The organism is Mesorhizobium sp. ES1-1 (assembly GCF_020164785.1).
In the GTDB taxonomy this organism is placed as follows: domain Bacteria; phylum Pseudomonadota; class Alphaproteobacteria; order Rhizobiales; family Rhizobiaceae; genus Mesorhizobium.
The window spans coordinates 289,597-313,907 of the sequence record NZ_JAIUGX010000002.1 but is presented as its reverse complement, the minus strand read 5'-3'; the positions used below and the strand labels follow the sequence as shown (position 1 = coordinate 313,907).

The 24,311-nt window shown below is 62.9% G+C and carries 24 protein-coding genes; 11 read left to right on the top strand and 13 right to left on the bottom strand.

Annotated elements, in window-relative coordinates; translation table 11 throughout:
- Positions 1 to 78: 78 nt before the first annotated feature.
- A complete protein-coding gene (locus tag LB513_RS04245; protein WP_224662218.1) occupies positions 79 to 675 on the bottom strand; it encodes a glutathione S-transferase family protein in 597 nt (198 codons plus the stop codon).
- A 329-nt stretch (positions 676 to 1,004) separates the two neighbouring features.
- Here LB513_RS04245 and LB513_RS04240 point away from each other — a divergent pair, with 329 nt between their 5' ends.
- Entirely contained in the window at positions 1,005 to 1,613 is a 609-nt protein-coding gene (locus LB513_RS04240; protein ID WP_224662217.1) for a hypothetical protein, read from the top strand.
- 520 nt (positions 1,614 to 2,133) lie between these two features.
- On the opposite strand, the gene LB513_RS04235 is transcribed toward LB513_RS04240, so the two are convergent.
- The 5 genes from LB513_RS04235 to LB513_RS04215 form a co-directional block, all read right to left on the bottom strand.
- Entirely contained in the window at positions 2,134 to 2,586 is a 453-nt protein-coding gene (locus LB513_RS04235; protein ID WP_224662216.1) for a hypothetical protein, read from the bottom strand.
- Positions 2,587 to 2,753: 167 nt separating this feature from the next.
- Positions 2,754 to 3,602: a 23S rRNA (adenine(2030)-N(6))-methyltransferase RlmJ gene (locus tag LB513_RS04230; protein ID WP_224662215.1), complete on the bottom strand. Its 849-nt coding sequence runs from the start codon at positions 3,600 to 3,602 to the stop codon at positions 2,754 to 2,756.
- Positions 3,599 to 4,210: a hypothetical protein gene (locus LB513_RS04225; protein ID WP_224662214.1), complete on the bottom strand. Its 612-nt coding sequence runs from the start codon at positions 4,208 to 4,210 to the stop codon at positions 3,599 to 3,601. The genes LB513_RS04230 and LB513_RS04225 overlap by 4 nt, the downstream gene beginning before the upstream one ends.
- Before the next feature lie 133 nt (positions 4,211 to 4,343).
- Entirely contained in the window at positions 4,344 to 4,793 is a 450-nt protein-coding gene (locus LB513_RS04220) for a DNA polymerase III subunit chi (RefSeq protein ID WP_224662213.1), read from the bottom strand.
- Between the two features lie 26 nt (positions 4,794 to 4,819).
- Complete coding sequence (locus LB513_RS04215) at positions 4,820 to 6,316, bottom strand: leucyl aminopeptidase (RefSeq protein ID WP_224662212.1); 1,497 nt, start codon at positions 6,314 to 6,316, stop codon at positions 4,820 to 4,822.
- Between LB513_RS04215 and LB513_RS04210 the strand changes: the two genes are divergently transcribed.
- The 7 genes from LB513_RS04210 to rsmA all read left to right on the top strand — a co-directional run bounded on the left by LB513_RS04210 (position 6,301) and on the right by rsmA (position 14,313).
- Positions 6,301 to 6,636 carry a hypothetical protein gene (locus LB513_RS04210; RefSeq protein WP_224662211.1) on the top strand — a complete coding sequence of 112 codons (336 nt, stop codon included), beginning with the start codon at positions 6,301 to 6,303 and terminating at the stop codon, positions 6,634 to 6,636. The two genes, LB513_RS04215 and LB513_RS04210, sit on opposite strands and share 16 nt — an antisense overlap.
- Before the next feature lie 30 nt (positions 6,637 to 6,666).
- Entirely contained in the window at positions 6,667 to 7,869 is a 1,203-nt protein-coding gene (lptF, locus tag LB513_RS04205; protein WP_224662210.1) for an LPS export ABC transporter permease LptF, read from the top strand.
- Complete coding sequence (lptG, locus tag LB513_RS04200; RefSeq protein WP_224662209.1) at positions 7,866 to 8,951, top strand: LPS export ABC transporter permease LptG; 1,086 nt, start codon at positions 7,866 to 7,868, stop codon at positions 8,949 to 8,951. The genes lptF and lptG overlap by 4 nt, the downstream gene beginning before the upstream one ends.
- Positions 8,951 to 11,386 (top strand): LPS-assembly protein LptD, encoded by a 2,436-nt coding sequence (locus tag LB513_RS04195; RefSeq protein ID WP_224662208.1) that lies wholly within the window; start codon positions 8,951 to 8,953, stop codon positions 11,384 to 11,386. The genes lptG and LB513_RS04195 overlap by 1 nt, the downstream gene beginning before the upstream one ends.
- Positions 11,387 to 11,473: 87 nt before the next feature.
- Entirely contained in the window at positions 11,474 to 12,409 is a 936-nt protein-coding gene (locus tag LB513_RS04190) for a peptidylprolyl isomerase (RefSeq protein ID WP_224662207.1), read from the top strand.
- Position 12,410: 1 nt separating this feature from the next.
- The gene (pdxA, locus tag LB513_RS04185) at positions 12,411 to 13,439 is read left to right on the top strand and encodes a 4-hydroxythreonine-4-phosphate dehydrogenase PdxA (protein WP_224662206.1); all 1,029 of its coding nucleotides are present in this window, start codon (positions 12,411 to 12,413) and stop codon (positions 13,437 to 13,439) included.
- A gap of 25 nt (positions 13,440 to 13,464) precedes the next feature.
- A complete protein-coding gene (rsmA, locus tag LB513_RS04180) occupies positions 13,465 to 14,313 on the top strand; it encodes a 16S rRNA (adenine(1518)-N(6)/adenine(1519)-N(6))-dimethyltransferase RsmA (RefSeq protein WP_224662205.1) in 849 nt (282 codons plus the stop codon).
- A gap of 33 nt (positions 14,314 to 14,346) precedes the next feature.
- On the opposite strand, the gene gmk is transcribed toward rsmA, so the two are convergent.
- From gmk to fabD, 7 genes are all read right to left on the bottom strand, one after another.
- Entirely contained in the window at positions 14,347 to 15,003 is a 657-nt protein-coding gene (gmk, locus tag LB513_RS04175) for a guanylate kinase (protein WP_224662204.1), read from the bottom strand.
- A 3-nt stretch (positions 15,004 to 15,006) separates the two neighbouring features.
- Complete coding sequence (locus LB513_RS04170; protein ID WP_224662411.1) at positions 15,007 to 15,897, bottom strand: YicC/YloC family endoribonuclease; 891 nt, start codon at positions 15,895 to 15,897, stop codon at positions 15,007 to 15,009.
- Positions 15,898 to 16,053: 156 nt separating this feature from the next.
- Complete coding sequence (gene mltG / locus LB513_RS04165; RefSeq protein ID WP_224662203.1) at positions 16,054 to 17,286, bottom strand: endolytic transglycosylase MltG; 1,233 nt, start codon at positions 17,284 to 17,286, stop codon at positions 16,054 to 16,056.
- Positions 17,287 to 17,388: 102 nt separating this feature from the next.
- A complete protein-coding gene (fabF, locus tag LB513_RS04160) occupies positions 17,389 to 18,651 on the bottom strand; it encodes a beta-ketoacyl-ACP synthase II (protein ID WP_224662202.1) in 1,263 nt (420 codons plus the stop codon).
- Positions 18,652 to 18,686: 35 nt separating this feature from the next.
- Positions 18,687 to 18,923 carry an acyl carrier protein gene (locus LB513_RS04155; protein ID WP_006203723.1) on the bottom strand — a complete coding sequence of 79 codons (237 nt, stop codon included), beginning with the start codon at positions 18,921 to 18,923 and terminating at the stop codon, positions 18,687 to 18,689.
- A gap of 210 nt (positions 18,924 to 19,133) precedes the next feature.
- Positions 19,134 to 19,871, bottom strand: a complete 738-nt coding sequence (fabG, locus tag LB513_RS04150) for a 3-oxoacyl-[acyl-carrier-protein] reductase (RefSeq protein WP_224662201.1) — start codon at positions 19,869 to 19,871, stop codon at positions 19,134 to 19,136.
- 60 nt (positions 19,872 to 19,931) lie between these two features.
- On the bottom strand, positions 19,932 to 20,873 hold the full coding sequence (gene fabD, locus LB513_RS04145) for an ACP S-malonyltransferase (protein WP_224662200.1): 942 nt from the start codon (positions 20,871 to 20,873) through the stop codon (positions 19,932 to 19,934).
- Positions 20,874 to 21,240: 367 nt separating this feature from the next.
- On the opposite strand from fabD, the gene LB513_RS04140 reads away from it, so the two are divergent.
- The 3 genes from LB513_RS04140 to rpsR all read left to right on the top strand — a co-directional run bounded on the left by LB513_RS04140 (position 21,241) and on the right by rpsR (position 24,178).
- Positions 21,241 to 23,076, top strand: coding sequence for an LTA synthase family protein (locus tag LB513_RS04140; RefSeq protein ID WP_411962681.1), 1,836 nt, complete (start codon positions 21,241 to 21,243; stop codon positions 23,074 to 23,076).
- Between the two features lie 353 nt (positions 23,077 to 23,429).
- On the top strand, positions 23,430 to 23,930 hold the full coding sequence (rpsF, locus tag LB513_RS04135; protein WP_224662198.1) for a 30S ribosomal protein S6: 501 nt from the start codon (positions 23,430 to 23,432) through the stop codon (positions 23,928 to 23,930).
- Complete coding sequence (rpsR, locus tag LB513_RS04130; protein ID WP_006203718.1) at positions 23,930 to 24,178, top strand: 30S ribosomal protein S18; 249 nt, start codon at positions 23,930 to 23,932, stop codon at positions 24,176 to 24,178. Before rpsF ends, rpsR begins: the two co-directional genes overlap by 1 nt.
- Positions 24,179 to 24,311 lie beyond the last annotated feature (133 nt).

The window sequence follows — 24,311 nt, the reverse complement described above, 5'->3', positions numbered from 1 at the left end:
TCGTTCTAGCGACGACACGAAAAGCCGGGCCTCGCGCCCGGCTTTTTTTGTGGCAATCGCTGCGCTCTGTCGGAGCGATCAGGACGGAATACAGGCTTTCAGCTCTGGAAACTTTTGGTCGAAGCGGGCCATCCATCTGGTCAGCCTGGCGCGGCCCTTTTCCCATTTGCCGGCGAAGCGCAGCGCAAGATAGCCGAGGCAGGCGCGCAGGGCCATCTGCCCGGCGGTGATCTTCCTCGGCAGTTTTGGCGGATTGGCGTTCAGCAGATCGAGCGCAGCCGTGATCTTCGCCCACTGGCGATCGAGCCAAGGCTGATAGGCCATTTCCTCGGGCCGCATACGCCGCTCGTAGACCATCGACAATGCGCAATCGCAAATGCCGTCGGCCATGGCCTCCAGCACTTCCGCCTCCAGCCGCTTGTCAGGGTTACGTGGAAACAGCGCACTCTTCGACAGCCTGTTGAGATATTGGGTAATGACGCGGCTGTCATGGATGGAGCGGCCATCATCAAGCACCAGCACCGGAATCTTGCCGAGCGGATTGGCTTCCATCAGGGCCGCTGGCTTCTCCTCCGTCTTCGTTGCAGCCAGTTCGATGGCAATGCCGGCATAGGCGGCGGCCATGCGCACCTTGGAGCTATACGGAGAAGCAGAGGCGTAGAGCAGTCTGGGCATGATGCGTTTCCTGTTGGCGGCCTGGACTGTCGACCGGGACCGGCTGGCAGGCAACGGCCACGCTCCAGGAAAAGGACGTCCAGAAACGAGGTCGCGCCCGCATTTCGGGTGCTTGCACTGGGCGGACGCGTCAGAGCACCCGCACCAGTTGGGCAAACGTGGCAGCCTGTCCGGCGCGGCGCATCTGACCCATTGTGCACATGTTCTCGCACATGGACCGTGAACCGGGTCCGTTTTGTCGGAAGGGCATGCGCCAGCTACAGGGTCGGGGTCGCCCCGCGCGCCCCTCGGGAGGGCACGCGGTGCTTTGGTGAAGCCTGTGCTACGTCTTGGCTGGCGTCTTTGCCTTTGCCGGTGTGGCCTCGGCCTTTGCAGATGTGGCCCTGCCCTTCGGCGCCGCAGCCTTCTTCACTTCGGGCTTCGTTGCCGCCGGGGCAGCCGCTTTCTTGGCCGGCGCTGCCTTGGCAGCCGGCTTTGCAACCGCTGTCGCGGTCGTCGCTTTCTTGACGGCGGGTTTTGCGGCGGCCGCCTTGGCTGGCGCGGTCTTCGCCGCTGCCTTTGCTGGCGCTGGCTTTGCCGCCGCCTTGGCTGGCGCGGTCTTCGCCGCTCCCTTTGCTGGCGCTGGCTTTGCCGCCGCCTTGGCTGGCGCTGTCTTTACTGCCGCTTTCGCCGGCTTTGTCGCCGCCTTCACTGCTGGCTTCGCCGCCGCTTTGGCCGCTGGCTTGCTAGCCGAAGCCGCCTTTGCCGCCGGCTTCGCCGCGGCCTTGGCTCCTGCCGCCTTCGCCTTGGCAGCTGGTTCCGCTTTCTTCACCGCCGCCGCGACCTTCGCCGTAGCCGCTTTCACAGGTGATTTCTTCGCCGGTGTCTTGGATGCCGGCGCCTTGGACGACTGTTTCGCCATATCATGCCCCTTGCTTTACGCCGACGGCCGTGAATGACCCGGCGGCCAATGCATATCTGACTCGCACCTCGCTAGCCAGCGAAGCAATGGGCATGATTTTCCCTGCTTAGACTCCTGCTACGAGCCGAATCTGAAAATGCGAACCTTCACAGAATCCGCTGTTGATCTTCGACCGTCGTCGTGAGTCATCGATCAATCACTGCCGCATCCAGTCAGGCCGATCTTTCCGCTAACTCGCAAGATTAGACGGCTGCCTTACGCCTTGATTCTTAGTTATGAATTTACGAACTACTTCATTCTCATTGCGACCGTCTTGCACAATCAGCCAATCTACATCATGAAAGCGTTTTTCGGCGGACAGGTCGCTCCAATTGGCGCCGCGGTTACACCGGCCGCAATCGATGGACGCTGACGAGCCAGGGCACGCGGCTTAGATTCTTGGTCGGGCGGAAATAGAGCGGTGAACGCTCCGGTGGAGCGATGCGTCGATGCCGGCAACCATCGCATGCCCGCCCGCAACGATGCCGGCGCGCGACCTTAGGGTGAGAAAGCAGTGCTCAGCGCAGGATGCGGCAGCTGCCGTTGTAGACCATCCAGCGGTCGAAGCCCGAAACACAGAACTCGACATTGTCGCCGATCGAGGCGAAGCCCTGCCCTTCTTCGATCAGGTACCAGATGGCCCGGTCGCGGCCGTCGGACAAACTGACGGTGGCGCCGCAATAGCGGCGACCGATGGGCCAGGTTTCATTGGCCGGCAAATAGCGGTGCTGGTGAATGCGCTGGAAATCGGTGATTCGCACATCCGGAAGATGGGGGACGTGATGCACCTGATAGGAAAAGCGGCTGGTGATCTTGTTGAGCACCCAGGCTTCGCCACAGACGCCGCTGTCTTCATCGGAATAGATCTGAAGGTCGGCCGCATGCGCCGCTTGCATGACGCCAAAGGGCGCGGCAAGTGGAGTGCACAGGGCAATCAGTGCGGCAAGCGCGGATTTGGCGAAGCGAGTCATGGCAGCCTCATATGAGCGATTGCACCCACTGTGGGGATTCGCTCGGCGGCGGTCAAGCGGTTGTGTGACCGAACGGTCCCGGGTTTGAACTGGCTCGGCCAAGCCCAGGTGCCCGAAGCGGCGGCATGCCCCGCCGTAATTCACGGGGCGCGAGCAAGGCCGAGGTCCTATTCTCCGGCCAGCCACTCCAGAGACCAGTGGGCGGGCTTCGCCAGGGCGAGCACTCTGTGCAGCACTGGCAACAGAACCCGCAATTCCCCCTCCAGCGTGAAGGGCGGGTTGACCACCACCAGGCCGCTGCCGTCGAGACTGGGTTCCGAAGATGCCGGTTTGATCTCGAATTCAATGTCCAGAAGCCTCGGGATGCCGGATTGCTTCAGCGCCTTCCTGAAGGCGATGATCGCCTTGCGGTCCTTGATCGGATACCAGAGTGCATAGATGCCGCCCGGCCAGCGCCTGTGCGCCCTTACCAGCCCGTCGACGAGGCGATCAAACTCTCCCGGTTCCTCGTAGGGCGGATCGATAAGCACCAGTCCGCGCTTTTCCTTCGGCGGCAGATGCGCGCCGAGCGCCAGCCAGCCGTCGAGCTCTATGATCCGGGTCTGGAAATCGCCGGCAAACAGCGTCCTAAGCTTCGCGACATCCTTGGGGTGCAGTTCGATCGCCGACAATCGATCCTGCTTGCGCATGAGATGGCGCGCGACGAGCGGCGAGCCGGGATATTTCTGGATACCGCCATCGGGATTGAGCGCGCGCACCGCATCGAGATAGGGCGCCAGCAGCGCAGCCGCAGGTCCGTTGAGCGGCGCATCGGTCAGGCGGCCGATGCCGCCCAGCCACTCGCCGGTCTTCTGCGCCTCGACCGAAGACAGGTCGTAGCGACCAATGCCGGCATGCGTATCGATGACGCGAAACGCCTTGTCCTTGTGCTTGAGATATTCCAACAGTCGCGTCAGCACGACATGCTTGACGACATCGGCGAAATTTCCGGCGTGATAGGCGTGGCGATAATTCACCTGGATCCCCTGCCCCAGCGCGGCGCTGGCGGCTGCGAATTCGGATTTTCTGGCCGGCCGCCACCAGAGCGCAGGGTCAGCAGAAACCCGATCAATCCGACGGCCAGCAGGGCAAAACCAATCGGCCGCGCACGCCCGTCGGCCTCGCCCGCACCGGAGCGCAAGATGAGATCGACCGCGCGCATCGGAATGTCCTCCGCGTCGCCCTGACCGACGGTAAAGGTGTAAGGGCCAGGGTTGACGGTCGCGATCACGCCGGCCTCATCGCGGAAAATCCTGTAAGGCAGTTGCGGGCTGGCCTGGCGAGGGTTGTCGGAATGATTGAATTGAAGGGTCGACGCGAGTTCCGTGCGGCCGTTTGTTGCGGCGGTCAGCGTCAGCACGGTGTGCTGCTGCGAAACGATGCGCTCGGCCCGAGCCGTCAAATCGACCAGAACCCGCACCGGCGCGTCGCGGCTAGCGAGCGGCACCGTTACCGGCTTGAAGCGACCCTGCTCGTAGACCCGCCAGGTGCCAATCTCGTGACCGGAGAAATTGGTGATCGCCCAGGGATAGGCGAAACCGACACCGGCGCCGGCAAGGATGAGCAGGACAAAGAGAAAGCGCATTCACATCACCGAGAGGGTTACAGGTTGCCAATAGCGCCTGAATGAAAAAAAGGCGATGGACAGATCACCAGTCGCAGAATCCGCAGTGCCGCAAAAGGCGCAGCCGATCAGGCGCGCTTGCCCAATCGGGGCCTCAGGCTTTGCGCTCCCAGCGCCGATCGGGTGTCTGCTGCCAGTAGGTCACTGCGTGGCCGGCATCCTTCATCAGCTTCCACTGTCCCCGCGCGGCTTCGACCTGGGCCGAATCATGCCCGTCGAACAGAAATACGGCGCGCTCGTAACCGCCGAGATCGGGCGGTGAGGCACCGTCGACGAGGAACCTTATCCTGGCCCCGTTGGGGTTGGCGTCACCCGTGGTCAACAGGATCGGCTGGTCGCCGGGATAGGCCTCGCGGTCGGTCCCGTGCGCGAGAAACGAATCGTCTCGGAAGGTCCACAGATGCTGGTCGAGCGCGTCGCGCCGCTCCTCGGTGCCGGTCTGCACCACGGCGCGCCAGCCACGGTCGGCGCTGCGTTCCAGCAGGCCGGGCAAGGTCTCCTCCAGCGTCGACTCGGTCAGGTGGTAAAACAGGACATCGGCCATGGCTTCAGCCTGTCGGCTCTATGCGTTCACTGCTCATAATTGTCGCGCACCAGCCGATCGAGCAGCCGCACGCCGAAGCCAGAACCCCAGGACTGGTTGATCTCGCTCGACGGCGCGCCCATGGCGGTGCCGGCGATGTCGAGATGCGCCCAGGGCGTATCCTTGACGAAGCGCTGCAGGAATTGCGCGGCGATGGTGGCGCCGCCATAGCGGCCGCCGATGTTCTTCATATCGGCGTTCTTGGAATCAATCAGCTTGTCATATTCGGCGCCGAGGGGCATGCGCCAGAGCCGCTCCTGCGTTGCCTGGCCGGCCGCCGTCAGCCTCTCCGCCAGTTCGTCATTGTTGGAAAACAGGCCGGCGTAATGCTGGCCGAGCGCCACCATGATGGCGCCGGTCAGCGTCGCCAGGTTGACCATGACTTTCGGCTGGAAGCGGTCGTTGCAGTACCAGAGCGCGTCGGCCAGAACGAGGCGGCCTTCCGCGTCCGTGTTGAGCACTTCGATGGTCTGACCCGACATCGAGGTCACGATATCGCCGGGGCGCTGGGCATGGCCGTCGACGGCGTTCTCGACAAGGCCTATGATGCCGACGACATTGGCCTTAGCCTTGCGGGCGGCAAGCGCGTGCATCAGCCCGGTAACGGCCGCCGCGCCCCCCATGTCGCCCTTCATGTCCTCCATGCCCGAGGCAGGCTTCATCGAATTACCGCCGGTATCGAAGGTGACGCCCTTGCCGACGAAGGCGATCGGAGTGTCCTTCGGCTTGCCGCCATTCCACTGCATGACGGCCAAGCGGGCACCCCTCGGCGACCCCTGGGCGACGCCGAGCAGGGAGCCCATGCCGAGCTTCTTCATCTCCTTCTCGGCCAGGAGCTCGACCTTGACGCCAAGCGCCTCCAATTCCCCGGCGCGGGCTGCGAACTCAACCGGGCCAAGGGTATTGGCCGGTTCGTTGACCAGATCGCGCGCCAGCAGCACGCCGTCCACGACCGCCTCGGTCTCGGCGAAAGCCTTCTTCGCGGCCGCCGGATCGGCGGTATGGATGGTTATCTTGGCCGGCTTTTTCGATTCGGCCTTGCCGTTGTCTTTGTCCTTCCTGGTCTTGTACTTGTCGAAGGAGTAGCCGCGCAGGAGAATGCCCGCCGCCAGGCTCGCGGCGTCCTTGCCGCTCGGCGAGGCGCCGACCAGGTCCAGCACAACGGCCACATCGGCTGCCTTGCGCAACGATGCGGCAATGGTGCCGCCAAGTTTCAGCCAGGCATATTCGTCCAGGGCCGACACCTTGCCGACGCCGATTGCAATCAGCCTATCGAGGGAGCTTGCCTCGGGCGCCAGCACTTCGACGACAGCGGCGAACTTGCCGGTGAATTCGGCCACGGGAAAGGCCCGCTCCAGCGTATTGCCCGGATCGCAGGCCCTGGCTGCATCACTACGATCGCCTTCCTCCGCGGACAATACGAAGACGCTGCCTTTCCTGGGGGTGGAAATTTTGGCAAAGGCGATCGATGGTCTGTGATTCATTATGTCCTGCTTTCGGGGAAACCTGGCTTGCGGCACAGCGGTTCGAAGCGAAGCGCGACATTTGGTCGTTTTCGGGCATTTGGCAAGACTTTGCCAAACGCCCTTCCCATATGACCAGCGGAATCGATGGCGATTCTTGTCGGGCCGGCCCCGCTTTTGGCCGCAAGTTGTTGTTAACCATCGATGTTCTCCCTTTCTTATCCATTGACGCCGACACTCCTGCTGCCTGGGCGGGTGACGTGGAACGGGACCGGATCGATCACCTGATGGAGCCAGTTGTGCAGGCGACGCCGGACAGCTACCCTTGCGCGGTGGCATGATGCCGTTCGAAGAAATCGAGAAAAGCCTTCATGAAGGTTGTTGAACGCTACATCATGCGCCGCACTTTCGTGGTCTTCATCGCCGCGCTTGTCTGGACGCTGGCGATCGTGTGGACGACGCAGGTTCTGGCAAAGATCGATCTGGTCACCGACAGTGGCCAGTCGGCGCTGACCTTCTTCGAGGTCGCGGGGCTGATCCTTCCATCCATAATTCCCATCGTCGTGCCTTTCGCGCTGGTGGTGGCGGTCGCCCAGACGCTCAGCGTCATGAATTCGGATTCCGAGCTCGCCGTCGTCAACGCCTCGGGCGCCTCGCGCTGGACGATCGTACGGCCGATCATCCTTCTGGCGCTGGCGGCGAGCGTCTTCTCCTTTGCCGTCGACAATGGCATCGACCCCTATGCCCGCCAGAAAAACCGTGCCCTTGTGGCTTCGTCTCGCGCAGACCTGCTATCGCTGATCATCCAGGAGGGCACGTTCCGCAAGATCGAGAACGGGCTGTTCCTGCAAATCGGCGAGCGGCTTCCCGACAATCGGCTGGGCGGCATCTTCGTCGCCGATTCGCGCGAGGAAGGCGTCAATCTCGTCTATTACGCCAAAAGCGGCAGCGTCATCGACCGCGCGGGTGAAAAGGTGCTGATGATGAATGATGGTGTCATTCATCGCAAAACCCTGACCGGCGACCTCAGCGTCATTCGGTTCACTTCCTACGCTTTTGACATGTCCGCCTTCATGGCGGCGGCATCGGCCGTGACGCTGCTGCCGAAGGATCAGACAACTCAGTACCTGCTCAATCCGAGCGCCAACGACAAGCACTATCAGCAGAATCCCAACGAGTACCGGGCCGAAGTCGACCAGCGATTCTCGGAATGGACCTATTCCATCGTCTTCGCGTTGATCGCGCTCGCCGTCGCGGGCGACGCGCGCTCGCATCGCGAGGCGCGCGTCAACCCGCTGATCACGGCCATCGCCATATCGCTGTTCGTGCGCTGGCTGGGGTTCTTCGCGGCCAGCAAGGCCGACGAGGTTCCGCAATACGCCTATATGGTCTATGGCGTGCCCATCGCCGCGGCCGCGGTGGCGATCTGGTTCATCGTTTCGAACCGAACCATGGAACTGCCGGTGGCCTGGGCGGACTGGGTGACAAGTTTGGCCAGCCGCCTCGGCGACAGCTGGCATGCCGTCAAACTGCGTCTTTCCGGGCGTGATGCTTCAGGTCAGGGAGCCGGTTGATGGGCTGGACGCTGGGCCGCTATTTCTTCTTCCGCTATGTGACGATCACGATCTGGTTCTTCATCGGCCTGCTCGCGCTGGTGTTCCTGATCGACTTCACCGAGCTTTCGGGCCGCACCACAGGCCTGCCCGGCTTCACCTACGGAACGGCCCTGGCCATTTCCGGACTTCGCATGCCGATGATCATGCTGCAGACGGTGCCCTTCGTTGGCCTCTTCTCGGCAATGGCGACGCTGGTTTCGCTCAATCGGCGCTATGAACTGGTCATCGCCCGGTCGGCCGGTGTTTCCGCGTGGCAATTTCTGTTGCCTTGCTGCATCGGGGCGCTGCTGTTCGGGGTGCTTTCGGTGGGCGTCATCAATCCGCTCGCGGCGCATGCCTTTTCCTGGTCAGAGCAGATCGAGACCCAATTGCGCTCCGGCAAATCGAACACGGTCTCGGCCGATGCGGCTCCGTGGATCCGGCAAAAGACGAGTTCGGGCGACACCATCATCGGTGCAAGAGCCATTCTCAACCAGGGCCTCGAGATGGCTGACGCCGTATTCTTCGTTCTCGACCCGCAAGGCAACATCGTCGCGCGCAAGGACGCCGAACGCGCCTTCCTGCGGGACGGCTATTGGGAGTTGCAGAACGTAAAGACCTTCCAGAACGGGACAATCCAGGCAGCCGACAGCGATCGCGTGCCGACGAATCTGAAGCCTGAATTCGTGCAGGAGCGGCTGGCGCGGCCCGAGACGATTCCCTTCTACGAGCTGCCCGGCAAGATCGAGGTTGCCCGCTCGTTCGGCCTCAAGGCAAATGCGTTCGCCATGCAGTTTGATTCTCTCGTGGCGTTGCCGTTCCTTCTCGTCGCCATGACGCTGATTGCGGCAACAGTTTCAATGCGATTTGCTAGGATGGGACAGTCGGCAACGATGATTCTGGGTGGCATCGTGGCCGGGTTTCTGCTTTATGTCGTTTCGGTCCTGGTCAAGGCGTTCGGCATCGCGGGGTTTGTGCCGACTGTTCTAGCCGCCTGGGTGCCAGTCGTGGTAGCTATGTTCTTCGGGGTGACTTTCCTGTTATATAAGGAAGACGGCTAGTGACGGAGGCGTTTTTGCCCAGCAACAGGCAGCATGCTTTGGCGCGCCTCTACGCGGCGAGCGCCTTGGCGTGCCTGCTTGCCTGCGGAGTCCCTTTGCCGGCGTTCGCACAGGACGTCAGTGAGTTGGCGACCAAGGTGCCGTCCGGCTCGCAGATGCTGCTGGCCGCCGACACGCTGGTTTACAACAACGACAACCAGACCGTGACCGCCGTCGGCGCCGTGCAGATCGACTACGGCGGCAATCGCCTTGTCGCGCAGCGCGTCGAGTACAACCGCAAGACCAAGCGGCTGGTGGCAAGCGGCAATGTCGAAGTCGTCAACAGCGACGGCACCAAGATCAATTCGCAGCATATCGACCTTACGGATGATTTCGCGGACGGCTTCGTCAACGCGCTGCGCGTCGAAACCATCGATAAGGCCTATTTCGCCGCCGAAAGCGCCGAGCGCATGGGCGGCGTGCTGACCACGTTCCACAATGGCGTCTACACCGCCTGCGAACCGTGCGAGGACAAGCCCGACAAGGCGCCGACATGGCGCGTCAAGGCCAGGAAGATCATCTGGAACGGAGAGAAGAAGACGGTTCGCTTCGAGAACGCGAATTTCGAGTTCTTCGGCTTCCCACTCGCCTATCTGCCCGCATTCGAGATCGCCGACCCCACCGTGAAGCGCAAAAGCGGCTTCCTGATCCCCGGCATCGTCTACGAGAGCGATCTCGGCGTCGGGGTGAAAATCCCGTATTATCTGGCCCTGGCACCGACTTATGACCTTACCGTCACCGGCACCGGCTATACGAAGCAAGGCTTCCTCGGCGAGGCCGAATGGCGCCAACGCTTCAACAATGGCGAGTACACCCTGAAGATCGCCGGTATTCGGCAGCAGGATCCCGACACCTTCGTCGACCCGGATGGTTTCCCTGGCACGTTGGGACACAACGTCAATTCGGGCGAAGTCGGAGATCCGAACAGGTTCCGCGGCATGATGGGAACCCAGGGCAAGTTCGCCATCAATCCCCGCTGGGATTTCGGCTGGGATGTGTTGCTTCAGACCGATAAGAATTTTTCGAATACGTACAATATCGAGAAATACAACCAGTACGTCCACCAGTCGTCGGTTTATCTGACGGGTCTCAACGGCCGGAACTACTTCGATGTGCGCGCCATGCATTTCGAGGTTCAGGAAGACGCGCTAGACAGCAATCCCGCAGCGCGAAGCGGGCAACAGCCCTGGGTGCTTCCCTCGCTCGACTACGCCTATATCCCCGACGTCTCGGTCGGCGGCGGCCAGTTGTCCCTCAACGTCAACGCGCGTGTGCTGCGTCGCGACGATCTCGATGAGACCTACTTCGACCAATACGATCCCTCGTCCGGCACGCAGCGCGTGCGCGGCATCGAAGGCGAGTCAGGCCGGCTCACGGCGGAAGCCGAGTGGAAGCGGACATTCATCACCGATGGCGGGCTGGTGCTGACGCCTTTGCTGGCCTTGCAGGGGGACGCCGACTACGTCAATGCCTCATCCGGATCGCTTGCCGCGATCAATCAGATGGCGACCAATCTGGGCGAGCAAGACGACGTGCGCTCATCGTTTTCCCGCTACATGGCGACCGCCGGGCTGGAGATGCGCTGGCCCGTGCTGTTTTCCGGCCTAAGCTCGAGCCATGTGTTCGAGCCGATGGCCCAGGTCTTCGTACGTCCCAATGAACAATATGTCGGTGGCTTGGCCATCCCCAACGAAGACGCACAGAGCATGGTCTTCGACGCGACCACATTGTTCGAGCGCGACAAATTCTCCGGCTATGACCGCATCGAAGGCGGTTCGCGCGCCAATGTCGGGGTGCGCTACTCCGGCTCGTACAATAATGGCTGGGGCACAAATGCGATTGTCGGCCAATCCTACCAGCTTGGCGGCGAAAACTCCTACGCCGCGCCGGACCTGGTCAATGTCGGCGCCGATTCGGGGCTGGAAAGCTCCAAGTCCGATTATGTTGGCCTGTTCGGCATCAACAGCCCTAACGGTTTCGCGGCCTCGGTCAGCGGCCGTTTCGACGAACAGACCTTCGAGGTTCGCCGCGCCGAGCTGAAGGCCGCCTATTCCGGCCTACCGGTTTCGCTGAGCGCCAAATACGCGTTCATCGAAGCCCAGCCCCTCTACGGCTTTACGACCGACCGTCACGAGGTCACGCTGGGAGCTTCGACGCACCTTGCCGAGAACTGGCGCGTCTTCGGGACAGGAACCTACGATCTGCAGGAGAGCCTGCTGGTGAAGGACGGCGTGGGCTTCGCCTACAATGATTCCTGCTTCACCTATCTGATGACCTACTCGCAGTCGCGCGACCTGAACACCAGGGAGGTGACGCAGAGCATCGGCTTCAACCTGTCGTTCCGCACCTTGGGCGATTTCGGCTCGTCGACCAATGCCGTCGACACGATCCAGTAGTCGGCGACATCGTTTTGCCGCATAGGGCTGGCACCGGTTCCGCGCACCGGGAACGATCAAATCGGACGCAGCCGGAATAGAATTGGGATGCCAAGGATGAGGAAATACCTCTTTTCAGCCGGGTTCGCGCTGCTTGTGGCGGCGACGTCCGTGTCCGTCACCCTGATGATGCCGCAGGCCTTCGCCAGCGAGATCAAATATGTGGTCAACGACATTCCCGTCACCACCGGCGACATCGCGCATCGGTCCGCATTCCTGAAGCTGCAGCGCAAGAAGGGCGACGCCGGCCAGGAAATGATCGACCAGACCTTGCGGATGGCCGAGGCGAAGCGGCTTGGCATCCGTATCAGCGACGCTCAGGTCGATGCCGCCTACCAGCGCTTCGCAACCAACAACAAGATGCAGATCAGCCAGCTCGACGGCGTCATGGAGAAATCCGGCGTCACCAAGGGCCATTTCAAGGAATTCATACGCGCGCAGATGGCCTGGAACCAAGCCCTGACCGCGCGCTATCGGTCCGGCGACGGGACGGGCAAAGTCAGCGAACAGGATCTCGTGAAGAAGATGCTCGAGAAGGGCGGAGCCAAGCCGAGCGCCACCGAGTACATGCTGCAGCAGGTCATCTTCGTCGTTCCCGCCGCCGAACGACGGGCGACACTGGCCAAGCGTAAGCGCGAGGCCGATGCCATGCGCGCCCGTTTCAATGGCTGCGGCACGACGCATGCGTTCGCCAAAGGCCTGATCGACGTGACCGTTCGCGACCTGGGCCGAGTCTTGGCGCCGCAACTGCCGCCGGACTGGGCAGAGCAGATCAAGGCGACCAAGGTGGGCGGAGCCACCGTCACCCGTGAGACCGAACGCGGCATCGAATTCATCGGTATTTGCTCGTCACGCGAAGTGTCGGACGACAAGGTCGCGCAGATGGTGTTCCAGAACGAAGGCTCCAGCGACAAGAACGCCGACGAGCTCAGCAATAAATATGTCGAAGAGCTGAAGGCGAAAGCCCGCATCGTCAAGCGCTGAAATGGGCCGCTCGATGACATCGCTTGCGCTAAGCGCCGGCGATCCGTCCGGAATCGGGCCTGAAATTGCCGTCGCGGCCTATATGGCGCGCGACACAGCGGGATTGCCTCCGTTCTATCTGCTCGCCGACCCGGCCCTGATCGCCTCCCGGGCGCGCCGCCTCGGCATTTCGCTGCCGATCGTGGAGACCACATCGGCAGAGGCGGCCCAAGTCTTTGCGCGGGCCTTGCCGGTGGTTGCGCTCGCCGCCCGTTGCGTCGATAGCCCGGGCCTGCCGCAGCCGGTAAACGCGGCGGCCACGATCGAGGCCATCCACCGCGCAGTCGCCGACTGTCTCGCCGGCGCGGCAGCGGCCGTAGTCACCTGCCCGATCGCCAAGAAGCCGCTCTACGATGCCGGCTTCCGCTTCCCGGGCCACACCGAATATCTGGCGCATCTGGCTGCCCGCCATTGCGGCGTCGAAGCGATGCCGGTGATGATGCTGGCCGGTCCCGACCTGCGGACGGTCCCCGTCACCATCCACATAGCGCTGGCCGAGGTGCCGAAGGCGCTGACGACCGAGCTCATCGTCGCCACCGCGCGCATCACCGCGACCGATCTTATCAGCCGCTTCGGCATTGCGGGGCCTCGGCTGGCTATTGCCGGCCTGAACCCACATGCCGGCGAGGGCGGAGCCATGGGCCTCGAGGATGAGCGCATCGTGCGCCCTGCCGTCGACATATTGCGCGCGGAGGGCATCGATGCGTTCGGCCCCCTGCCCGCCGACACGCTGTTCCACGCCCGGGCCCGGGCTGGCTACGACGTTGCCCTTTGCATGTACCACGACCAGGCATTGATCCCGGCCAAGGCGCTGGCCTTCGACGAGGCCGTCAACGTGACGCTCGGCCTCCCTTTCGTTCGTACGTCGCCCGACCACGGCACCGCTTTCGACATCGCGGGCAAGGGCCTGGCGCGCGCCGACAGCCTTATCGCGGCGCTGAAACTCGCCAGGCAGCTTGCCGACACCGACGCAAAGGCCGCGGCCGCGTGAGCGCCGCCTGCCCGGATCTCGGAGCATGAGCATAGACGGGCTGCCACCGCTGCGCGATGTCATCGAGCGCCACGGTTTGCAGGCGAAGAAGGCGCTCGGCCAGAACTTCCTGCTCGACCTCAACCTCACCGGCAAGATCGCGCGGGCCGCGGGTGACCTGACCCTGTGCACGGTGATCGAGGTCGGGCCCGGGCCGGGTGGATTGACCCGCGCGTTGCTGGCCAATGGGGCGCGGCGCGTTATCGCCATAGAGCGCGACGAGCGCTGTCTGGCGGCGCTCGCCGAAATCTCGGAGCACTATCCGGGCCGACTGGAGATCGTTGCCGGCGATGCGTTGAAGACGAATTTCTCGGCGTTGGCCGGGGCGGACAGTAGCGAGCCGGTAAGGATTGTTGCCAACCTGCCCTACAATATCGGCACGGAACTGCTGGTGCGGTGGCTGACCGCGTCGGCGTGGCCCCCTTTCTACGTCTCGATGACGCTGATGTTCCAGCGCGAGGTTGCTCAGCGGATCGTCGCCCCGCCCGGAAGCGATGCCTATGGCAGGCTGGGCGTGCTAGCCGGCTGGCGCACGCAGGCCAGGATCGCCTTCGACGTGCCGCCACAGGCGTTCACGCCGCCGCCCAAGGTGACCTCGTCGGTGGTGCATCTGGAGCCGCGCGCCATGCCACTGCCGGCGGATGTCAAGAAACTCGGCCGCGTCACCGAAGCCGCCTTCGGTCAACGCCGCAAGATGCTGAGGCAGAGCGTGAAAAGCCTTGGCGGCGAAGCTCTGCTCGAACGCGCAGGCATCGATCCGACAAGGCGGGCCGAGACCTTGAGCGTGGAGGAATTCGTGCGCCTGACGAACGCGGTGGACGCTGACGGCTGGTGAACGACGAGGAGGGCCTCGCTCAGGTCCCTCGTCTTACTCTGTCTGCTCGTCCAGTAACCCGGAAACGAAATCGAACAAGCCCGGCCGGCGGTCCCGCCGCAGGCGTTCGGCAATGACGATACCGCGCACTTCCGCGAAGGCGCGGTCGAGATCGTCATTGATGATGACGAAATCATACTCCTTCCAGTGCTCGATCTCGTTGCGCGCGTTTTTCAGGCGCGTCTCGATCACCGCTTCCTGGTCCTCGGCGCGGCGTTTCAGACGCGACTTCAATTCCTTCATCGACGGCGGCAGGATGAAGATGGAGACAATGTCGGCGCGCATCTTTTCCTTGAGCTGCTGCGCGCCCTGCCAATCGATGTCGAACAGCATGTCGCGGCCCTGGGCCAGCGCCAGTTCGGCCGGCTCGCGCGGCGTCGCGTAGCAATTGCCATGCACCTCGGCCCATTCGAGCAGCGCGTCGGAATCGCGCAGGCGCTCGAATTCGCGCATCGTGCGGAAATGATAGTGAACCCCCTCGATCTCACTGCCGCGCCGGGGCCTCGTGGTAACCGAAACCGACAGTTCGAGGCTGGAATCGCTCTCCAGAAGATTGCGCGCAATCGTCGACTTGCCGGCGCCGGATGGCGACGACAGGACGAGCATCAGGCCTCGCCGGCGGATGCGGGACCCCAAATCCTTGGCAACCATCGGCTACTCCAGATTCTGGACTTGTTCGCGAAACTGGTCGACCACGGCCTTCAACTCCAAACCGATCGCGGTGACGGCCGCAGCGTTGGACTTCGAGCAGAGCGTATTCGATTCGCGGTTGAATTCCTGCGCCAGAAAATCGAGCTTGCGGCCGACAGCACCGCCTTGGCCGAGCAGTAAGCGAGCGGATGCGACATGCGTCTTCAGCCGGTCGATCTCTTCGCGAATATCGGCTTTAGTGGCAAGGAAAGCTGCCTCCATGTGCAGACGGCTGGCGTCCAGGCCGGCGGAGGCGTCCAACAACAGGCCGACCTGCTCGGCGATCCGCTCGCGGATGGCCGCCGTTTCGCGCGATGGATCCGCCTCGGCGCGCAGTGTCAGCGCCTCGATCGTGTCGACATGTCCAAGCAGCAGCGTGGCCAATGCCGCGCCCTCGCCCTGCCGTGCTTGCTCCAGCCCTTTCAGGGCCGCCTCGAATGCGGCGATGATCGCGATGTCCAGCGCTGCCCGCGCCTCTTCGGTCTCTACGGTTTCAGGTATGTCGAGGACGCCGCGCAGCGAAAGCAGCCCGTCGGCGGTCGCCGGCGCCGCGCCGAACTGTTCCTGCAAGCGTTTGGCTAATCCGGCCAGATCCTTCAGAAAGGCTTCATTGACGACCGGCTGCGCTTGAGAACCGGCCGCCCGGCCGATCGTCAGCGTCGCCTGGAAATTGCCGCGTGAAAAGCGCTTCTGCAGCGTCTGCCTAACGGCAGGCTCAAGCCGCTCGAAGCCTTGCGGCAGCCGCAGGCGGACTTCGACGCTCTTGCCGTTGACGGATTTGACCTCCCACGCGATCGAAGTGCCTTCATGCTCGGCGACGGCACGGGCAAAACCGGTCATGCTCTGCAAATTCATATAGCCCACAAACCCTTGGCGCATCACCCCTCGGCCGGCAACCGGGAAAGGAAGGTACGCTGTTTGAAAATCACCTAGTGCGGACGCGACGAAATCGAAACGCGGCGCTCTTCCAAATGTCAGGGCATTGCGATCCAGGCAACGCCTTTCATCATGTTAATCGGCCGCGTCGGCATCGCCGGCGGCTTCACTGCCATCGGCCGGCTTGTCGGGGTCAGCCGGCTTGTCGCCATTGCTGTCGGCTGCCGCCTTGGCGGCATCATCGGCCTGCTTCTTCTGCAACGCGCGATAGCGGGCCACGTTTTCGTTATGCTCTTCCAGCGTCGCCGCGAAAACATGGCCCCCGGTCCCATCGGCAACGAAATAGAGATCGTCGGTCTTGGAAGGATTGGCGACCGCCTCGAGTGCGGCCCTGCCGGGATTGGCGATCGGCGTCGGTGGCAGCCCGCTGATGACGTATGTGTTGTAAGGCGTCTGCTTTTGGATATCCGACTGGTAGATGGGGCGGTCGGCCGGCTTGCCCTCCCCGCCGAACAGGCCATAGATGATGGTTGGATCGGATTGCAGGCGCATACCCTTGGCCAGACGATTGAGGAAGACGGCCGCCACGCGGGAGCGCTCGTCGCCCTTGCCAGTTTCCTTCTCGACGATCGAGGCCAGGGTGACGAACTCCTCGATGTTTGCCAACGGGAGGTCGGGCGCGCGCCGCGCCCAGACATCCTCGACCAGTCTCTTCTGATCCGCCAGCAGCTTGTCGACCATCTGTTGGCGCGTCGCGCCGCGCGTGAAGCGCAACGTGTCGGTGGCAAGGCTGCCCTCGGGCGGAGTAGTGGCCGGCATGTCACCGCTCAACGCGGCCTCGTCGGCGATGCGCTTCAGCGCCTGCTGGACCGTCAATCCTTCGGGGATCGTCAGCGAATACATCACCGACTTGCCGCTCTTCAAAAGCTCCATGATGTCGCGCATGGACGCCTTGGGCTTGATTTCATACTCGCCCGCCTTCAGCGCTGAATCATTGCCAAAGGCCCGCACGCCAAGGCGGAACACGCGCGAATCGCTGATCAGTCCGCGGCGCTCGAGCTGGTCGGCAATATCCTGGACGCCGCTGTTCGGCTTAACCAGGAACGTGTCGCCATTGGCCGACGGACCAGGCTCGGTGAATTCCTGCTTGCCGAGATAAAGAGCGACGCCGGCTGCCAGAACCATCAGCATCACCGAGGAGATAACGAAGTTCATGAACACGACGACCTGGCTCCGCGATGCACGCGAACGCTTCGGCGGCGGAATGCCGGCTTCCGGTCTCAAAGCCTCATTAGCCGTCTTTGGCACGATCGGCCCCGACGTCGGACGTCGCCCGAATTCCCCGCTTCCCGCCGGATCTGTGTTCATCTTGCCCTGCCGTTTGATCGCCCAACGAATCCCCTGCGGCAGAGTAGGGGTGAATATGGCAAAATTGACGACACACCGCCGCGTGGCCCGGCGGCCCTACCGTCAGCCATTGTAGCGCTGGAAGACGAGCGAAGCGTTGGTTCCGCCGAAGCCGAAGGAATTGGACAGTGCCACATCGATCTGGCGGGCCCGAGGCTTGTTCGGCACCAGGTCGATCGCGGTCTCGCGCTCGGGGTTGTCGAGATTGATCGTCGCCGGCGCGACATTGTCGCGGATGGCGAGGATGGAAAAGATCGCTTCTGCGGCACCCGCCGCTCCCAGCAGATGGCCGATCGAAGACTTTGTCGACGACATGGATATCTTCGAAGCGGCATTGCCGACGAGCCGCTCGACGGCTCCCAGTTCGATCGTATCGGCCATGGTCGAGGTGCCGTGTGCATTGATGTAGTCGACGTCGGCGGGCGTCAGCCTGGCCCGGTTCAGCGCGGCCGTCATGCAACGGAAGGCGCCATCGCCGTCCTCGGCCGGCGCAGTGATATGATAGGCATCGCCGGTGAGGCCGTAACCGGTCACTTCGGCGTAGATCTTCGCGCCGCGGGCCTTGGCGTGCTCGAGTTCTTCGAGCACGACGACACCGGCGCCTTCGCCCATGACGAAACCGTCGCGATCGCGATCGTAAGGGCGTGATGCCGTTTCCGGTGCGTCATTCCGATCGGTCGACAGCGCCCGGCACGCCGCGAAGCCGGCGATGGACAGCCGCGTCACTGGCGCTTCGGCGCCACCGGCCACCATGACGTCGGCGTCGCCCCACATGATCAGCCGGGCGGCGTCGCCGATGGCGTGCGCGCCGGTCGAACAGGCCGTCACGACGGCGTGGTTCGGGCCCTTGAGCCCGTGGCGGATGGAAACCTGACCAGAGACCAGATTGATGATCTGGCCAGGGATGAAGAAGGGGCTGATGCGACGCGGGCCGCGCTCCTTGAGGATCATCGCATTCTCGGCGATTCCCTCAATGCCGCCAATACCTGAACCGATCAGGACGCCCGTGGCGCACTGTTCTTCATGCGTCTTGGGTTCCCATCCGGAATCCTTCAGCGCCTCATCGGCGGCCGCAATCCCGTACAGGATGAAGTCGCCGATCTTGCGCAATTCTTTCGGCTCGAGCACGGCTTCGGGATTAAAGGTGGCATTGGAGCCGTCACCACGCGGAATGACATGGGCGATCTTGCAGGCAAGATCCTCCACCTCGAACTCGGTGATGCGCTTGGCGGCGCTGCGGCCGGTCAGCAGTTCCTTCCAGCTGTGCTCGAAGCCCATGCCGAACGGCGACAACAACCCAAGGCCCGTGACGACGACACGCCTCATCGCAGGTCCTCCCCCGGTGGTAACTGCGGAAAGCGTCAGGCCGAAGCCTTGTCGATGTACTTCACCGCGTCGCCGACCGTCAGGATGGTCTCGGCCGCGTCGTCCGGAATCTCGACGCCGAATTCTTCCTCGAACGCCATGACGAGTTCGACCGTGTCGAGGCTGTCGGCGCCCAGATCGTCGATGAAGCTCGCCTGCTCCGTCACTTTGTCGGCGTCGACACCAAGGTGCTCGATGACGATCTTCTTGACGCGCTCTGCGGTGTCACTCATTTTGGGGCATCCTCGTCTTGTGTTTTGTCTGTCTTCGTTAGCGGGCGGAATGCCGCTAATCAAGCTGAAAGATGGTCCTGCCGGAAACGCACCAGCGGCGACCGTTTTGGCCCGAACCGCCGGGTTGCGGGCCGCCTTACACGAAAAACGACCTTGGTCCAAGGCGAAATGGCTCTTTTCACGTCCGGCTGGACCGCTGCAGGACAGCGTTCAGATCATCGCCATGCCGCCGTTCACATGGATGGTCTGGCCCGTTACATAGGCCGATTCGGCGGAGGCGAGATAAGCGACGGCGGACGCCACTTCGGCGCTGGTGCCCATTCGGCGCGTCGGGATAGCCGCCATGATCGCTTCCTTCTGCTTGTCGTTGAGCTTGTCGGTCATTGCCGATTCGATGAAGCCGGGAGCAACGCAGTTGACGGTGATGTTGCGCGTGGCGATCTCCTGCGCCAGTGATTTGGAAAACCCGATCATGCCGGCCTTCGAGGCGCAGTAATTGGTCTGCCCCGGATTGCCTGTGACGCCGACAACGGAAGTGATGTTGATGATGCGGCCGTAGCGACGGCGCATCATCGGATGGGTCAGTTCACGGGTCAGCCGAAAGACGGCGGTGAGGTTGACCTCGAGCACCGTATCCCAGTCCGCGTCCGACATGCGCACGAAGAGACCATCCTTGGTGATGCCGGCATTGTTGACGAGAATGTCCACGCCTTCGAGCTCGGCCTCCGCCTTCTGGCCGAGCGCCTTGACCTCATCGCGATTCGACAGGTTGGCCGGGAACAGCTTGACCCGTTCGCCAAGCTCGTCAGCCAGCGTCTCCAATTTCTCCACGCGCGTGCCATGCAGGCCAACGATGGCGCCCTGCGCATGCAGCACGCGCGCGATCGCCTCGCCGATTCCTCCCGATGCGCCGGTGACGAGCGCCTTGCGGCCGGTTAATTCAAACATGTCTTTCTCCTGGTTGAGAAGAGAACACCGTTCGCACGGATGGGGCGAAATGACATCCGCTTAAACAAGCGCCGCCAGCGCCGCCTCGACATCGGCAGAGGTTCCGGCGGCTGACGTAGCGATATCGCGGTTGATGCGACGTGCCAAGCCGGACAGCACCTTGCCGGCGCCGATCTCGTAGAGCGTGGCAACGCCGTTGGCGCCGAACCATTCCACCGTCTCGCGCCAGCGCACACGGCCGGTGATCTGCTCGACCAGGCGCCGCGCGATCTCGTCGGGATCGCTGGTCGGGGTTACGGTGACGTTGGACAGCACCGGCACCACTGGCGCAAATTTCGTTACACCCGCGAGTGCGTCACGCATGACGTTGGCGGCCGGCGCCATCAACGCCGAATGGAAAGGCGCCGAGACCTGCAGCATCAGGGCCCGCTTCGCGCCCTTCTCGGTGCATAGTTTGGCCGCGAGCTCGACCGCGGCCTTGGCGCCGGAAATCACGAGCTGGCCGCCGCCATTGTCGTTGGCGACCTGGCAGACCGACCCTTCGGCAGCGTCGGCGCAGGCGGCTTCGACCTCAGCCTCTTCCAGTCCGATGATGGCTGCCATCGCGCCCTCTCCCGCCGGCACCGCCGCCTGCATGGCATTGCCCCGTATGCGCAGAAGTCGCGCAGCGTCGGCGACCGAAACGAAACCGGCCGCGGCGAGCGCGGAATATTCTCCCAGTGAGTGGCCGGCTACATAGGCGACCTTGTCCTTCAACGAGAAGCCACGCGATTCCAGCGCCCTGATGGCAGCCAGCGACACGGCCATCAACGCCGGCTGCGCGTTGGACGTCAGGGTCAAAATCTCCTCTGGCCCCTCCCACATCAGCTTCGATAGATTCTCGCCGAGAGCCTCATCGACTTCCTGGAACACCGCGCGCGCCTGCGGAAACGCGTCGGCAAGGTCCTTGCCCATGCCGACAGCCTGACTGCCTTGTCCGGGAAAGGTGAATGCAACGGTCATGCGGAAGCTCCGAAGGGCTGGTTTTGCTTGCCTGAAAGGCGAGTTTTTCTTGCCTGTGACGCAAGGCGGCACGCCAAGTCAAGTCACTTCCGACCGGAGGATTCGCCGTTGCTGACGCAATGCGTGCCCCAAAAGGTCTTTTCGCCGATCACACCTGATGAAAACCGCTCACGAATCGTTTGCTGGCTCTTCTTATTTGCGCCGCAGGCGCTAGTTTCGCGTGACAATTCGATGACAAACGCGTGACGATCAGTTGCTGGGTGGGGAAGTTAAGTTGGTAAAGAGTTCGAAGAGCGTCGGCAAGGTGGCGCCTCAGTTCCTGGAGGATGACCCATCGACCGGTTATCTGCCCGGCAGGACATGGCCCATGCTGCGTTATGGGCTGATCAGCCTGGCGATGTCGGCCGTCCTTGTGTTCGCGATCGAACTGATCGTGCGCGGCGATTTTGCGGGCACCGTCTCCTTCTTCCTGCAACCGCTCAAGCCAGGCTGGACGACGATCGTGGTCTTCGCCCTGATCTTGGTTGGCCTCGACGCGGTCCTCGGTCGCAGCCACCAGAGCCTGATGATCGTAGCGCCGCTGACACTGGCTCTCGCCTTCGTCGGTCACCAGAAGTCGCATTATCTCGGCGACCCGCTTTATCCGACCGACTTCCTTTATGCGCGTCAGATCTTCGCGCTGCTGCCCCTGCTGGTGCGCGACCGGCCGATGACCGCCCTGGCGATGGTGGTCGGGATCGTCGCCGGCCTGTCGCTGCTCGCCTATGGCTGGCGGCTCTGGCGCCGCAAGGTGCCGGTGCTCAGCCGCAAGGGGCGTCTCGCTCGGCTGACGCTGGCGGTGCCGCTACTCGCCTTCTTCGTTTCGATCATGGATTATGCGACCTTCTCCTGGACCAGGGACAGGCTGCAGATCATCCCGATCATGTGGGACCAGAAGGAGAATTATGCCTCCAACGGGTTTGCGCTGGCCTTCGCGCTCAACGTGCCGATGGCCCATGTCACCGCTCCGCCCGGCTATTCCGAAAAGGCGATCGCGGCGATTGCGCGGCCCCAGGTTGCGGCCTCCGTTCCTGATGAAAAGCCCGACATCATCATCGTCATGAGCGAATCCTTCTGGGATCCGACCCAGTTGCCCGGCGTCACCATCTCACCGGATCCGATCCCGAATGTGCGGGCGCTGCGTTCGGGCTCGATGTTCTCCCCTGAGTTCGGCGGCATGACCGCCAACATCGAGTTTGAGGCGCTGACCGGTTTTTCCAATGCATTCCTGCCTCCCGGCAGCATCCCCTACCAGCAATATGTGCGCACCCCGACGCCTTCGCTGGCAACCTTCCTGAAAAGCGAGGGCTACGAGGCACGCGCGATCCATCCAGGCACCAACTGGTTCTGGAACCGCGGCGCGGTTTACGCCGATTTCGGCTTCAGCGACTTCAAGTCGGAAGAGACGTTGCCGCCTTTGGCAAAGCGCGGACCGCTGGCATCCGACGCGGCGATGACCGACGAGATCATCAGCGAAGCCGATGCAAGCGACCAGCCTGTGTTCTTCTTCGCGGTCAGCCTGCAGAACCACGGCCCGTACGAACCGCGCCGCTACGACAGCCCGACCCACACGGTACAGGCGCCTATCAGCCAATGGGCACGCGAATCACTGGTCAGCTACGCCGAGGGCTCGGCGGACGCCGATCGCGGCCTCGAGCGGCTCGTCGAATGGGCAAAGAACCGCTCCCGCCCAACAGTCATTGCCTTCTTCGGCGATCATCTGCCGCCGCTCGGCCCGGTCTATGTGGAAACCGGTTTCCTCAAGGACAATGTGGCGCCGCGCAAGGAAGCCTCGACGGACGCCGCCATTCTGCATCACGACACGCCGCTGGTCATCTGGTCCAATCGCACGGGTCCGGTCCAGGACCTGGGCACCGTAAGCCCGGCCTTCCTGCCCTATCATATCTTGAAGTCGGCGGGGATCAGCCACCCCTATTACACGGGCTTCCTGGGCGAGATGAGCAAGCGCTACCGCGTGGTCGACCGCAACCTCCTGCTGACGTCGGCTGGCGGGGCCACGCCGGATTGGGCCCGCCAGAAGCAGGTCGACCCGGCGATCAACGATTTTCGCCTGTTGCAGTATGACATGATGTTCGGCAAGCGCCACGCGGCGCCCGACTTCTTCCCCGAGACAGTCGACAAGCTCGTCGCCCATACGAGTTGAGTGGATTGCGCCGTGTGATTGCCGTTGCCGAGAACGAGCGAGTGGACGTTCTTGGCGCCGGATCACCGCCTCCGTAGAACCAAGGACGCCGTTAACCCTTGCGTGGCGGCAGAATTGCTGTATAGACGCCCGCAATCTGCCGGTCCCAGCTGGGGGCTGAACGGAGGGCCGGAGGTTTTCTCGGAAACCTTCGTGTGAAGCCAGAAGCGCTTCCGCCTCCCGTGTCTCCGCTCTCGACCGTCTCGTTATGCTCCTTTCTTCCCCGTGCCTTCACAGGATCGCGGGTCAGAGAAGTTGCAGAGGCTTTTGCCGCCGGGAACCGGGAGAGAAACGAAGAAAGGCAAAGAACCATAATGGCTCTCTACGAACATGTGTTTCTTGCCCGGCAGGACCTCTCGCAGCAGCAGGTCGATGCTCTTGTCGAACAGTACAAGGGTGTCATCTCCGCGAATGGCGGGTCCGTCGGCCGGGTCGAGAACTGGGGACTGAAGTCCCTCACCTACCGGGTTAACAAGAACCGGAAGGCTTACTACACGCTGATGGATCTCACCTGCCCGCCGGCCGCGCTCAACGAGATGGAGCGCCAGATGGGCCTATCCGAGGACGTGCTGCGTTTCCTGACCATCAAGGTCGACGCGCATGAGGAAGGCCCCTCGGCGATGATGCAGAAGCGGGAAGAGCGTTCGGAACGCGGCGGCTTTGGCGACCGCGATCGCGGCGACCGTGGCCCGCGTTCGTTTGGCGACCGTGATCGTGGCGACCGCGGCGATCGTCCGCCGCGTTCATTCGGCGATGCCGGTGCCGATCGTGGTCCGCGCCGTCCGCGCGAAGGCTTTGAAGGGGGTGCAGAATAATGGTCGACATCAACCAGATCCCGACCCGGCGCCCTTTCCATCGTCGCCGCAAGACCTGCCCGTTCTCCGGCGCCAATGCGCCCAAGATCGATTACAAGGACGTGCGTCTGCTGCAGCGCTACATTTCCGAGCGCGGCAAGATCGTGCCGTCGCGCATCACCGCCGTCAGCCAGAAGAAGCAGCGCGAACTCGCCAAGGCGATCAAGCGCGCCCGTTTCCTCGGGCTGCTGCCTTACGTGGTTCGCTAAATTTACTAGAGCGGGCGGTTCGCCGCCCGCCATTCCCGACCGTGACGGGCGCGGCCGGTGGTACACAAATCCCGAGTTGGATTTCATGGTGAAATCCTAACTGCCGCGACAGGCAGGACAGCGACCGGCGCCA

Bases quoted from the DNA above. Each gene is read 5' to 3' on its own strand.
- rsmA (WP_224662205.1), top strand. From the start codon at position 13,465: ATGAGCATAGACGGGCTGCCACCGCTGCGCGATGTCATCGAGCGCCAC.
- fabF (WP_224662202.1), bottom strand. From the start codon at position 18,651: ATGAGGCGTGTCGTCGTCACGGGCCTTGGGTTGTTGTCGCCGTTCGGC.
- LB513_RS04215 (WP_224662212.1), bottom strand. From the start codon at position 6,316: ATGAATCACAGACCATCGATCGCCTTTGCCAAAATTTCCACCCCCAGG.
- fabG (WP_224662201.1), bottom strand. From the start codon at position 19,871: ATGTTTGAATTAACCGGCCGCAAGGCGCTCGTCACCGGCGCATCGGGA.
- mltG (WP_224662203.1), bottom strand. From the start codon at position 17,286: ATGAACACAGATCCGGCGGGAAGCGGGGAATTCGGGCGACGTCCGACG.
- LB513_RS04220 (WP_224662213.1), bottom strand. From the start codon at position 4,793: ATGGCCGATGTCCTGTTTTACCACCTGACCGAGTCGACGCTGGAGGAG.
- pdxA (WP_224662206.1), top strand. From the start codon at position 12,411: ATGGGCCGCTCGATGACATCGCTTGCGCTAAGCGCCGGCGATCCGTCC.
- LB513_RS04155 (WP_006203723.1), bottom strand. From the start codon at position 18,923: ATGAGTGACACCGCAGAGCGCGTCAAGAAGATCGTCATCGAGCACCTT.
- LB513_RS04225 (WP_224662214.1), bottom strand. From the start codon at position 4,210: ATGCGCTTTCTCTTTGTCCTGCTCATCCTTGCCGGCGCCGGTGTCGGT.
- gmk (WP_224662204.1), bottom strand. From the start codon at position 15,003: ATGGTTGCCAAGGATTTGGGGTCCCGCATCCGCCGGCGAGGCCTGATG.
- fabD (WP_224662200.1), bottom strand. From the start codon at position 20,873: ATGACCGTTGCATTCACCTTTCCCGGACAAGGCAGTCAGGCTGTCGGC.
- LB513_RS04245 (WP_224662218.1), bottom strand. From the start codon at position 675: ATGCCCAGACTGCTCTACGCCTCTGCTTCTCCGTATAGCTCCAAGGTG.
- rpsR (WP_006203718.1), top strand. From the start codon at position 23,930: ATGGTCGACATCAACCAGATCCCGACCCGGCGCCCTTTCCATCGTCGC.
- LB513_RS04210 (WP_224662211.1), top strand. From the start codon at position 6,301: ATGGTCTGTGATTCATTATGTCCTGCTTTCGGGGAAACCTGGCTTGCG.
- lptF (WP_224662210.1), top strand. From the start codon at position 6,667: ATGAAGGTTGTTGAACGCTACATCATGCGCCGCACTTTCGTGGTCTTC.
- LB513_RS04235 (WP_224662216.1), bottom strand. From the start codon at position 2,586: ATGACTCGCTTCGCCAAATCCGCGCTTGCCGCACTGATTGCCCTGTGC.
- LB513_RS04140 (WP_411962681.1), top strand. From the start codon at position 21,241: ATGCTGCGTTATGGGCTGATCAGCCTGGCGATGTCGGCCGTCCTTGTG.
- LB513_RS04170 (WP_224662411.1), bottom strand. From the start codon at position 15,897: ATGAATTTGCAGAGCATGACCGGTTTTGCCCGTGCCGTCGCCGAGCAT.
- LB513_RS04190 (WP_224662207.1), top strand. From the start codon at position 11,474: ATGCCAAGGATGAGGAAATACCTCTTTTCAGCCGGGTTCGCGCTGCTT.
- rpsF (WP_224662198.1), top strand. From the start codon at position 23,430: ATGGCTCTCTACGAACATGTGTTTCTTGCCCGGCAGGACCTCTCGCAG.